13 protein-coding genes and 1 pseudogene are annotated in these 11,081 nt (G+C 64.5%); 8 read left to right on the forward strand and 6 right to left on the reverse strand.

Going from position 1 to position 11,081, the window contains the following annotated elements; genetic code table 11:
• The 6 genes from AC5JJ6_RS19930 to soxA form a co-directional block, all read left to right on the forward strand.
• On the forward strand, nucleotides 1-200 hold a 200-nt coding region (locus AC5JJ6_RS19930; RefSeq protein WP_496043730.1), incomplete at its 5' end, for a c-type cytochrome.
• Between the two features lie 11 nt (nucleotides 201-211).
• Complete coding sequence (locus tag AC5JJ6_RS19935; RefSeq protein ID WP_496043731.1) at nucleotides 212-1,483, forward strand: FAD-dependent oxidoreductase; 1,272 nt, start codon at nucleotides 212-214, stop codon at nucleotides 1,481-1,483.
• Complete coding sequence (gene soxX / locus AC5JJ6_RS19940) at nucleotides 1,480-1,884, forward strand: sulfur oxidation c-type cytochrome SoxX (RefSeq protein ID WP_496043732.1); 405 nt, start codon at nucleotides 1,480-1,482, stop codon at nucleotides 1,882-1,884. The genes AC5JJ6_RS19935 and soxX overlap by 4 nt, the downstream gene beginning before the upstream one ends.
• 44 nt (nucleotides 1,885-1,928) lie before the next feature.
• On the forward strand, nucleotides 1,929-2,393 hold the full coding sequence (locus AC5JJ6_RS19945; protein ID WP_496043733.1) for a SoxY-related AACIE arm protein: 465 nt from the start codon (nucleotides 1,929-1,931) through the stop codon (nucleotides 2,391-2,393).
• Between the two features lie 18 nt (nucleotides 2,394-2,411).
• Nucleotides 2,412-2,732, forward strand: a complete 321-nt coding sequence (soxZ, locus tag AC5JJ6_RS19950) for a thiosulfate oxidation carrier complex protein SoxZ (RefSeq protein ID WP_044432407.1) — start codon at nucleotides 2,412-2,414, stop codon at nucleotides 2,730-2,732.
• Between the two features lie 50 nt (nucleotides 2,733-2,782).
• Nucleotides 2,783-3,535 carry a sulfur oxidation c-type cytochrome SoxA gene (gene soxA / locus AC5JJ6_RS19955; protein ID WP_496043734.1) on the forward strand — a complete coding sequence of 251 codons (753 nt, stop codon included), beginning with the start codon at nucleotides 2,783-2,785 and terminating at the stop codon, nucleotides 3,533-3,535.
• A 6-nt stretch (nucleotides 3,536-3,541) separates the two neighbouring features.
• Here soxA and AC5JJ6_RS19960 read toward each other — a convergent pair whose 3' ends face one another.
• From AC5JJ6_RS19960 to AC5JJ6_RS19985, 6 genes and pseudogenes are all read right to left on the reverse strand, one after another.
• Nucleotides 3,542-4,429, reverse strand: coding sequence for a terminase small subunit (locus AC5JJ6_RS19960; RefSeq protein WP_496043735.1), 888 nt, complete (start codon nucleotides 4,427-4,429; stop codon nucleotides 3,542-3,544).
• 253 nt (nucleotides 4,430-4,682) lie between these two features.
• The gene (locus AC5JJ6_RS19965; RefSeq protein WP_496043736.1) at nucleotides 4,683-5,399 is read right to left on the reverse strand and encodes a transposase; all 717 of its coding nucleotides are present in this window, start codon (nucleotides 5,397-5,399) and stop codon (nucleotides 4,683-4,685) included.
• Nucleotides 5,400-5,552: 153 nt separating this feature from the next.
• The gene (locus tag AC5JJ6_RS19970) at nucleotides 5,553-5,825 is read right to left on the reverse strand and encodes a helix-turn-helix domain-containing protein (protein ID WP_429646788.1); all 273 of its coding nucleotides are present in this window, start codon (nucleotides 5,823-5,825) and stop codon (nucleotides 5,553-5,555) included.
• Nucleotides 5,818-6,048: pseudogene (locus tag AC5JJ6_RS19975) on the reverse strand (BrnT family toxin); the annotation flags it as partial. The gene AC5JJ6_RS19970 and the pseudogene AC5JJ6_RS19975, both read right to left, overlap by 8 nt.
• A gap of 833 nt (nucleotides 6,049-6,881) precedes the next feature.
• On the reverse strand, nucleotides 6,882-7,451 hold the full coding sequence (locus AC5JJ6_RS19980; protein WP_496043737.1) for a 2,4'-dihydroxyacetophenone dioxygenase family protein: 570 nt from the start codon (nucleotides 7,449-7,451) through the stop codon (nucleotides 6,882-6,884).
• Nucleotides 7,452-7,693: 242 nt separating this feature from the next.
• Complete coding sequence (locus AC5JJ6_RS19985) at nucleotides 7,694-8,317, reverse strand: TetR-type transcription factor C-terminal domain-containing protein (RefSeq protein WP_496043738.1); 624 nt, start codon at nucleotides 8,315-8,317, stop codon at nucleotides 7,694-7,696.
• A 229-nt stretch (nucleotides 8,318-8,546) separates the two neighbouring features.
• Here AC5JJ6_RS19985 and AC5JJ6_RS19990 point away from each other — a divergent pair, with 229 nt between their 5' ends.
• Both AC5JJ6_RS19990 and AC5JJ6_RS19995 read left to right on the forward strand, forming a co-directional pair.
• Entirely contained in the window at nucleotides 8,547-9,719 is a 1,173-nt protein-coding gene (locus tag AC5JJ6_RS19990) for an isovaleryl-CoA dehydrogenase (RefSeq protein ID WP_496043739.1), read from the forward strand.
• Between the two features lie 9 nt (nucleotides 9,720-9,728).
• Nucleotides 9,729-11,081, forward strand: a 1,353-nt coding sequence (locus tag AC5JJ6_RS19995) for a carboxyl transferase domain-containing protein (RefSeq protein ID WP_496043740.1), incomplete at its 3' end; no start/stop codon positions are given.

Here is an 11,081-nt window from a genome sequence, read left to right on the forward strand (position 1 = left end):
CCGGCTGCCATGGCCGGAGCGGCGGGATTCCAGCGATCAAGGCCAAGTCGGCGGACGAGATCGCGGCGGCGATGCTGGAATACCGGGCGGGGCAGGGATCGCCGACCGTGATGGACCGGATATCCAGGGGCTTTACGGAACAGGAGATCCGGGACATCGCGTCCTGGATCGTCCAGCCGCGCCGAAGGGAAAAGGGGTGAGGGGGAAAGTCATGGGTGGACCGATCCCGAACCGTCGCGCGGTTCTGAAGACTTGTCTGCTGGGCGCTTCCGCCACGGCGCTGGCCCGGCCTGTCTTTGCGCAGGCGAAGGCCAAGGTCGTGGTGATCGGCGGCGGCTTCGCGGGCGCCACCTGCGCCCGTTTCCTGAGCCGCCACGGGCTGGACGTCGCTCTGGTCGAGCGCAACCGGACATACGTTTCCTGTCCGATGAGCAACGCCGTCGTGACCGGGCTGCGGTCGATGGACGGGCAGAAGTTCGGCTATGACAAGGTCAAGGCCGAAGGTATCGCCGTGATCCACGAGCACGCCGTTCGCATCGATCCCCAGGCCCGGCAGGTCCGGCTGGATAACGGCACTGTTCTGGAATACGACCGGCTGGTGCTGGCCCCCGGCATCGACATGCGGTTCGACGCGCTGCCCGGCTACGACGCGGCGGTGGCGGAGAACGTTCCCCATGCCTGGAAGGCCGGTCCTCAGACTAGCCTGCTCCAGCGCCAGCTGGAGGCGATGGAGGACGGCGGCGTCGTGGTCATGTCGGTGCCGCCCGTGCCGTACCGCTGCCCGCCCGGTCCGTACGAGCGGGCGAGCCTGATCGCCCATTATCTGAAGACCCGCAAGCCGAAGTCCAAGCTGATCGTGCTGGACGCCAAGGACAGCTTTTCCAAGCAGAAGCTGTTCCAGAACGCCTGGAAAGAGCTTTACCCCGACACGCTGGAATGGGTCGGCCTGTCGCAGGGCGGACAGGTGACCGCCTTCGAGCGGGAGGGCAAGACCTTCGTCACCGATTTCGAGCGCTACCGCGCCGATGTCGCCAACGTGATCCCGCCGCAGAAGGCCGGAGCCATCGCCTTTGCGGCGCAAGTGACCGACCGCAGCGGCTGGTGCCCGATCGATCCGGTGACCTTCGAATCGACGCTTCAGCCCAACATCCACGTGATCGGCGACAGCGCCATGGCAGGCGCCATGCCGAAATCCGCCTTTTCCGCCAATGCCCAGGCCAAGGTCTGCGCGGAGGCCGTGGCGATGCTGCTGGAGGGCGGGGTTCCGACTTCCCCCAAGCTGATCAACACCTGCTACAGCCTCGTCGCCCCCGACTACGGCATTTCGGTCGCGGGCGTCTATGCGCCGGCCAAGGGCGTGCTGGCCGATATCGAGGGCGCCGGAGGGGTCAGCCCGCTGAATGCCCCTGCCTCCGTCCGCTCGACCGAGGCCCGCTACGCGGAGGCGTGGTTCGAGACCGTCACGGCGGAAGTCTTCGGATGATCGGCGTCGTGCTGGCACTGGCTCTGCTTCCTTATACCGTGGTCGGCGATGCGGTGCCGGCGCCGCTGGTCGAGGGGGCGGGCGATCCGGCGCGGGGCCGTGCCGTCGTCACCAGCCGCCAGCGCGGGTTGTGTCTGCTGTGTCATTCCGGCCCGTTCCCGGAGGAGCGGTTCCAGGGCGATCTGGCCCCTAGCCTCGCCGGAGTAGGGTCGCGGTTGTCGGAGGGGCAGATCAGGCTGCGGCTGATCGACAGCCGAAGGCTTGACCCCGGCTCCATCATGCCAAGCTATTATCGGACGGACGGGCTGGAGCGGGTCGGAGCCGCGTGGCGCGGCAAGCCCGTCCTGAGTGCCGAAGAGATCGAAGACGTGGTGGCGTTCCTTGCCACCTTGCGCAATTGACTTTTGCGCAATTGATTTGGGCGACTGACCGGAGGGTCCAGGACTTGACGATACTGGCGACACGCCGCGACATCCTGCGGACGGGGGCTGCCACCGGAGCGGCTTTCGCCACCCTGCTGCTGGTGCGCCCCGTCCTGGCGAAACCGGAGGAGATGGAAGCCGCGATCCGCGCTTTCACCGGCTCCGCCCCGGTTGCCAAGGGCAAGGTCGAACTGGTGCTGCCGGCGCTGGTCGAGAACGGCAATTCCGTCCCGCTGGCGGTCAACGTCGCGCACTGGATGGAGCCGAGCGACTATGTGAAGACGATAGCCGTCTTCAACGAGAAGAACCCGCAGCCCAACGTCGCGACCTTCCACCTGACGCCGCGCTCCGGCAGGGCGAGCGTTTCGACCCGCATCCGCCTGGGAGACAGCCAGAAGATCACCGCCATCGCCCAGCTCAGCGACGGCAGCTTCTGGATGGACGAGGCCGAGGTGATCGTGACGCTGCCGGCCTGCGCCGAAAGCTGACCCCGGAGAACCGAAGACATGGCCCGCACCCTGATCAACGTCCCGCCGACCGCCAAGCGCGGCGAGGTCGTCGAGATCAAGACACTGATATCCCATCCGATGGAAACCGGATTCCGCACCGGTCCCGACGGCGCGCTGATCCCGCGCGACATCATTCACCGCTTCACCTGCACCTATAACGGCGAGGAAGTCTTCAGCGCCGACCTGTTCCCCGCCATCACGGCCAACCCCTTCATCACCTTTACGACGGTGGCGACTGAGAGCGGCGAACTGGCCTTGAGCTGGACCGACGACAAGGGCCAGACCCAGACGGAAACGGCGAAAATCACGGTCGAATGAGCGCAGGGTCACGGCGGCTTTCCTTTCTGGGTGTGGGTTTGGGTGTGGCCGTGTCGGCGCTGGTCGGGTGGGCGGCGGTCGGTTTGGCGGATGCCGATGGTGACGGCCGGCGGTCCGGCTTCGATTTCATGGGACCGCAGACCCAGGCGATGCAGGGCGACGATACCTCCAACCCCGGCATGCTTGCCGTGCTGGAGGGGGAGGATATCTGGAACCGCAAGGCCGGCGCCGAGGACAAGTCCTGCGCCGACTGCCACGGCGACGCGGCGCGGTCGATGCGGGGGGTGGCGGCGCATTACCCGGCCTTCGACACGCGAACCGGCGGCCCGATCAACCTGGACCAGCGCATCAATACCTGCCGGGAGAAGAACCAGAAGGCCGAACCTTTCCCGTGGGAGAGCGCGGAAATCCTGGCCCTGTCGGCCTATGTCGGCTTCCAGTCGCGCGGGACGCCTGTGCAGGCGGGGGACGACTCCCGGCTGGCGGGGGCCATCGAGGCGGGCGACGAGGCTTTCCACCGGAAGCAGGGGCAGCTCGACTTTTCCTGCGCCGACTGCCACGACGCCAATTGGGGCAGGAAGCTGGGTGGCAGCGTGATCCCGCAGGGGCACGCGACCGGATACCCGATCTACCGGCTGGAATGGCAGTCGATGGGGTCGCTTCAGCGGCGCTTGCGGAACTGCATGGCGGGAGTCAGGGCGGAACCGTATTCCTATGGCTCGCCGGAGTTCGTGGAGCTGGAGCTTTACCTGATGTCGCGGTCACGCGGCATGGCGGTGGAGACGCCTGCGGTTCGTCCGTAAACGTACTTAAACGTCATGATTCTGAGCCTCGGCGTAGGCGATGGCACAGGCAGCGGCGTAGGCATCGATGCGGTCGTCGGCGTCCTGGACCCAGGAAAGTGTGGGGTTTGCCGGGTTGCCGTGCGGCCATAGCCACTTGCCGGGCGACTGGCGGGTCGGCCAGTCGGCTTCCGGCAGGAGATCGAGCGCGTCATCGAAGAACATCGCCGCTTCCTCCGTGAAGGCGAGGCTCTGGTAGACGTGCGGGTGGCGGGACTTCAGCGTGTCGCGGCAATGGGCGATCATGCTGATCTTGGCTTGAAGCACCCGGATGGCATGGCCCGGCTGCATCCGGGGAGGCGGAGGGGGCGCAGGAGCGGGCTCTACCGGCGGCTGCGGCTCGGGTGGCATCGGCGGGTCGAACACGGCTTCGGGTTCGGGGTCTTCGGGCGCGGGGATGGGAACGGGCTGGGGGGCGGGTTCGGGCGGCGGTGCGTCGCGCGTGTCGGACAGGGCCGAGGCTTTGCCGGACTGACCCCGGTTGCCGTTGGCGTAATGGCCCTGAAAGCGGGCGAGCATGTCGATGGCGCGGAGTGCTCCGCTGGTGTTCTTCTTAGACATGCTGTCGGTCATCAGGCGCTTGAGGTTGGCGACCAGATCGTCATGCTCCGTGCGGTGGCTGTCCTCCCTGGCAAGCGCCAGTTCCGCGATACGGGCTGCGACGTTGACATCAGCCACCAGCCGCGACCCCGTCTGCCGCGCACTGTCCCAGGCATAGCCGGCCCGCCGTGCGGCTTCGGCCTGGCTGCACCCGGCGACGATATGCCGGGCGAAGACCTCCTGCCGGTGCGGCAGCGGGGGTGTGGTTTGGGCAGCCGTGTTGGTTTCGGCTGAGGCTTCAGCAGACTGGGGCATGGCAGGGGCTTTCCGGGTGTTGATATAAAGGACTTTAGTCCTTTTTGGGAGGCGATGTCAAGTTTTCAGTAGGTTGACATGCCTGTAATCTCCCGTGCGGTATGCTGAGAGTTCTGCTGAACACGCCAGGGGAGAAACAGGGACACAGGGAGAAACAGGGACAGACCACGATTAATTCTGTCCGAAGTTGATCGTCTTAGCCCAGGCTGCACGGGAGCCATATGGACCGGGTGGCCGCCAAGACGCGCAATTCCTAAAGTAGTTCGTCGCCGCCCCAGTCGTCCGGCACCTTCGCCGGCCGACCGGGCGTCTCACGCCATGTCCGCCGGCCGGTGAGGGTTGCGATCCGTTGTTGGAATGCGCCGCTTCCCAGAACGAAGCCGCCATTCGTGGAACTGCGGATTTGATCGACCAGAGTCGGCGCGAGGTGGTCCCGGAACAACTCCCGGTAAGCCGAGTGCCGCTCCCGCACCGTCGCGCCCAGTGCCTCGAACAGGGGATGCGGAGTGATCGATCCGTCAGGTTGGCCCAGGGCATTGGCCCGGTAGCTCGACCAGCGCCAGTCGGCGGGATCGGCCACCATCTTCGCCCGCACTGGGTTAAGTTCGATATAGCGTGAGCAGGCGAACAAATACGCCTCCTCTCCGATCAGGCAAGACCGGAACCGCCCCTCCCACAAGGTCCCGCTGCGCCGGTAGGTCCGGTTCACATACTGCACATAGCGTTGCCCCAGCCGCTTCATGACCTGCGACGGGCCATCAGCCTCCTGCGCAGTCAGCAGCAGGTGCGCATGGTTCGTCATCAGGCAGTAGGCGTGGAGCGTTACCCGGTGAGCGCGGCAGGCTTGATGAAGTTCATTGAGATAGTACAGGTAGTCGCTGTCGGCGAAAAAGCAGGCGCCCCGGTTGTTACCACGCTGAATGAGGTGGAGGGTAGCACCGGGTAGCTGGAGCCTCGGGCGGCGGGGCATGGCAGGACTCGTCTATCGAAATACAGCGCATGGAGATATCACGGAAATAGTGGTCTGTCCCCGTTTTCCCCGGAAATGGTGGTCTGTCCCCGTTTTCCCGTTTTTCCGCCGTTTTCCCGCGCCAAAGCGGTTTCGGCTTTCCAGGGGTTCAACTCAAGCGACGAGTTTCCGCTTTAGCCGTTCGGCCATTCCCTCGGGGTCGTCGTAGATCAGGTCGATGATGGTCAGGGTGAACGCGTCCGGCTCTGTGCGGCGCTGCTCCCAGTTTTGCAGGGTTGAGCGTGGAATGTGAAGGAGTGCTGCAAACGCGGCCTGACTCATGGAGAGGCGCGCCCGCGTCGCCTTGAGCTTCGCGGCATGGTCCAGAGGGGCGGGTGTGAACTCGCTCCAGTCCGGGTTGTCATCGTTGAGCATTTTATCAGCCATATTTTTTGACCTCCCGCTCGTTAGCTTTGCGAACCAAGATTACTCGAAAGATTTCATCGCGGACCGTATAGACGCATACATACAAGCGGCCTTCGACATAGCCGAAACACACCAGCCGCTCTTCACTGTAATCGAACCGAGCGTCCAGAAATTCGAAGACTCGGCCAGCAAGAACCTGTTCTCCAAATGCCAGCGGCAGATGATGGTCCTGCTGATTGGCTGCATTTTTTTCGGATCGAAGCTGATTTCCATATGGTCACTGTCAATCAAGGGTGCGCTGTTAGCGTATATAAGTCAAGTTCCGAAGCGCTATGACAATGGGCTGGAGTTGCTGGTAGCGCATTCAACCCGCTTTACGCAGACGTCATGGCTGGATGTTCTTTTTCAATGTTCGTAGCATTGGAAACGCTCGAATCCGGTGAGAATCCAGCGATGTATGCGCGCCATGGCAGCGCGTCGCAGCCGTCGATTCTGAATTGTGAGGAAGTCTCGACATCGCACGTCAACCCACTCACGGCCGCCGCAGCTTCGTTGTCACGAAGCAACCGGACTGCGGAGTCGAGACTCCACAGTCCGGCGCGGCCACTGACTCACCGGGTTAAGGATTAACATCAATGGCCGAGGCCAGCTTTATCACAACTCTTGGGCGCGCTGTTGCACCGTTTTAGGGGCCGCTGGAAAGCGGCAGGGTTGCCGGCTTAAGCGGCCGATCGCTCCGGCGCTATCGTAGTCCGGGGACTGGCGCGTTTATGAAGGTGCGGAATACGTGGATCTGGCGGACTTCGGCCATTTTGCCGTCCAGGAAGGTCATCCCATGGGGATGCTCGGCAAAGTTTTCGACAACTGGAACATGCTGTTTATGCTGATCGTCCTGCTGTCCGTCGGCAGCGGGGCATATTGCCACATACCCGCATGCAGTGGTCATTCCGGATCGCTGCGCGTGGAATGCGGCGCCGCTCGAGGGATGAACGGCGCTTCTTCTGCTGGGAATCGGTCTGCCCCTGCAGGCTTTGCCTTGCTTCGGCACCAATGCCCGGTGCCGGGAAGGGGAGGGGGTTACCTGACCAGACGGTTCAGGTGGTCGGCCCCAAGGCCGATGGCGTCGAAGTGGCGGCGGGCATTTTCCAGCTTGGTGAAGACATCCTCGTATCCCAGCGCCTCGCCCATTGGATCGACATAGGTGTAGCCGCCGGTCACGTGGAACAGCGTGACCATCTCCTCGACGCCCTCGGGGACGACCAAGGTGTGGGTCTCGCCCGGCGGTTCGAAGGCGTAGTCGCCTTCCCGCGCCACCCAGTCGTGCTCCAGGTAGTGCCAGGAACCGCGCAGCGTGAACGCGTGGACCGGGCCGGAATGCCGGTGCCGCGACAGGACGCCCGATTGCCGCACCTTCAGCAGGTTGACGTAGAACCCTTGCGAGACGCTGAGGATCAGCGGCTTGAACCAGACGCCCGGAGCCTGCGGCACCCAGTCCCGCTCGTCGTCGTCAAGCTTCAGCGCTCCGCCGAAGAAGACGTCCGGCATCATCCCGAACGGCTGCGGCTTCTGGTAGGCGATCCGGCTGGGGTCCTGGCGGGCCTTGCCGGAGGTCGCGGTTGCGGTCATGGTTGCGGGTGTGGCGGTCATTGTGCCGTCCTTCTTGCTGTGTCTCTCCATTTCCTGAGCATAATATGGGGCATCGCCCCGCCGGCGGCTCAGGAAATCGGCTTGTTCTTCGGATTGCCGGAGAACGGAAGATTATGGTTAACGAAACGGTAAGTAATTTCCCATAATACTAGGGCTCGCGACGGTATCGCGTTCCTCGGACTTGCCCCGCGCGGTCATTCGCTGCGGGGCATCTTTTTGCCGGAACGTCAGATGACGTCAGGTCAGGTGGCTTCGGCGACGGCGGGCGCGCCGACCGTCCGGACCAGTCCGTGGCGGACCATGCCGGTATAGATGCCGGTCACTTCTTCCTTGCTCAGCCGGCCCGCCGGCTTGAACCACGTGCAGACTCCCGTCAGCATGGCGAGGATGCCATAGGCCGCGACGGTGGTGTCGGCTACGGTGAAGCGGCCGCTCGCCACGCCGTCGTCCAGGATGCCGATCAGCTTGCGCTCGTACTGCTGGCGCAAGCCCACGACGATGTCGTAGTTCTTCGATTCGAGGCTGCGAAGCTCGGAATAGCAGATGAAGACTTCCCGTTTCCGCGCGATGTGGTATCCCACATGGAAGGCAATGAAGGCCTGAAGCCGCTCCTCGGGATCGGCGATGCCGTCGAGAGCCTGATCGAGCCGTTCCAGCAACTCGTCCATGTGGACCTTGATCAGGTCGAACAGGAGATCCTGCTTGGTGGTGATATGGTTATAGAGCGAGCCGGCCTGGATCCCGACCTCCGCCGCCAGCCGCCGCAGGCTCATGGCTTCGTAGCCCTGGGTGTAGATCAGCCGGAGCCCCGCCTTGCGGATCGCCTCCATCGTCTTGGGGCCATTCGATCCGACGGTGCGCGCCATGGTGCAGCACTTTCCCTTGAAGCCATCTGTCGCTGGACGGACCGAAAGGGCCAGTCGAATACGAACGTTTGTATAGCCAACGATGAGGGGAAGCCAGCATAATCACCGTCTTAAGGTGCGTTTGAAACCAAATTGGGAGTTGCGGCTCCTATTATAAAAACGTATGTTCGTAATTAAAGAAGCCGGGTGGAACGTCCCGGCGAGACCCCCTGGGGAGGACCGCTCTAAAATGCCGGTAGCATCGAACCCTGATCTGGACTTCGGCCTTGGCGACGACATCGACATGCTGCGCGACAGCGTGCGCGCCTTCGCTCAGGAGAAGGTGGCGCCCCGCGCGGCCGAGATCGACGCCAAGGACGAGTTCCCGATCGACCTGTGGCCGGCGATGGGCGAACTGGGCCTCCACGGCATCACCGTCAAGGAGGAGTTCGGCGGCGCCGACATGGGCTATCTGGCCCATTGCGTCGCGATGGAGGAGATTACCCGCGCGTCCGCTTCCGTCGGCCTGTCCTACGGCGCCCATTCCAACCTGTGCGTCAACCAGATCCACCGCTGGGGGACGGACGAGCAGAAGAACCGCTACCTGCCCAAGCTGATCTCCGGCGAGCATGTCGGGGCGCTGGCGATGTCGGAGCCGGGGGCCGGGTCGGACGTGGTTTCGATGCGGCTGCGGGCCGACAAGCGGGGCGACCGCTACGTGCTGAACGGCTCGAAGATGTGGATCACCAACGGCCACTATGCCGAGACGCTGGTGGTCTATGCCAAGACCGATCCCTCCGCCGGACCGCGCGGCATCACCGCCTTCCTGATCGAGAAGGGCTTCAAGGGCTTCCGCCCGGCGCAGAAGCTGGACAAGCTCGGCATGCGCGGTTCGCCCACGTCGGAACTGGTGTTCGAGGACTGCGAAGTCCCGGAAGAAAACGTGCTGGGCATGGTCGGCAAGGGCGTCAACGTCCTGATGTCGGGTCTCGACTACGAGCGCGCCGTGCTGGCCGCCGGGCCGGTCGGCATCATGCAGGCCGCCCTCGACGTGGTGCTGCCCTATATCCACGACCGCAAGCAGTTCGACACGCCGATCGGGGAGTTCCAGCTCGTCCAGGGCAAGGTCGCCGATATCTACACCCGGCTGAACGCTTGCCGGTCCTATGTCTATGCGGTGGCGCGCGCCTGCGATGCCGGCAAGACGACGCGCAAGGACGCCGCCGGGGCCATCCTGTTCGCGGCCGAGGCTGCGACCCAGGTGGCGCTCGACGCGATCCAGCTTCTCGGCGGCAACGGCTACATCAACGAGTACCCCACGGGCCGCCTGCTGCGCGACGCCAAGCTCTACGAGATCGGGGCCGGCACCAGCGAGATCCGGCGCATGCTGATCGGGCGCGAGCTTTTCAAAGAAACCAACTGAGGCGCCGCGATGACCATCCTGAAAAGCGGCATCGACACGCGGGACGCGTCGTTCGCGGACAACGACGAGGCGATGCGGTCGCTGGTCGCCGATCTTCGCGACAAGGTCCACGAGATCAAGCAGGGGGGAGGGGCGCGGTCGCGCGACCGGCACCTGTCGCGCGGCAAGCTGCTGCCGCGCGACCGGGTGCGGACGCTGCTCGATCCAGGCACGCCCTATCTGGAACTGTCCCAGCTTGCCGCCTACGGCGTCTACGAGGAGCAGATCCCGGCTGCCGGCATCCTGACCGGCATCGGGCGGGTCGCGGGGCGGGAATGCGTCGTGGTCGCCAACGACGCCACGGTCAAGGGCGGGACGTATTTCCCGCTGACGGTCAAGAAGCACCTGCGGGCGCAGGAGATCGCGCAACAGAACAACCTCCCCTGCATCTATCTGGTGGACAGCGGCGGCGCCAACCTGCCGAACCAGGACGAGGTCTTCCCGGACCGCGACCATTTCGGCCGGATCTTCTTCAACCAGGCCAACATGTCGGCGCAGGGCATCCCGCAGATCGCCGTCGTGATGGGAAGCTGCACCGCGGGCGGCGCCTATGTCCCGGCGATGTCGGACGAGTCGATCATCGTCCGCAACCAGGGCACCATCTTTCTCGGCGGCCCGCCGCTGGTGAAGGCCGCGACCGGCGAGGTCGTGACGGCGGAGGACCTGGGCGGCGCCGACGTCCATAGCCGGACGTCGGGCGTCACCGACCATTACGCGCTGAACGACGCCCATGCGCTCAGCATCGCGCGGCGGGTGGTCGGCCACCTGAACCGGCCGAAGAACCTGGGGGTGGAGACGCGGAAGCCGGCGGATCCGCTGTACCCGGCGGACGACCTCTACGGCATCATCCCGACCGATTCCCGCAAGCCCTTCGACGTGCGCGAGGTGATCGCCCGCATCGTGGACGGGTCGGAGTTCGACGAGTTCAAGCAGCTCTACGGCACGACGCTGGTCTGCGGCTTCGCCCATATCTTCGGCTATCCCGTCGGGATCATCGCCAACAACGGCATCCTGTTCTCGGAATCGGCGCTGAAGGGCGCGCATTTCGTCGAGCTGTGCAGCCAGCGCGGCATCCCGCTGGTGTTCCTCCAGAACATCACCGGCTTCATGGTCGGGCAGAAATACGAGGCCGGCGGCATCGCCAAGGACGGCGCCAAGCTGGTGACCGCCGTCGCCTGCGCGCAGGTGCCGAAGTTCACGGTGGTCATCGGCGGAAGCTTCGGCGCCGGCAACTATGGCATGTGCGGCCGGGCGTTCAACCCGCGCTTCCTGTGGATGTGGCCCAATTCCCGCATCTCGGTGATGGGCGGCAGCCAGGCCGCC

It is taken from the genome of Skermanella sp., assembly GCF_059503625.1.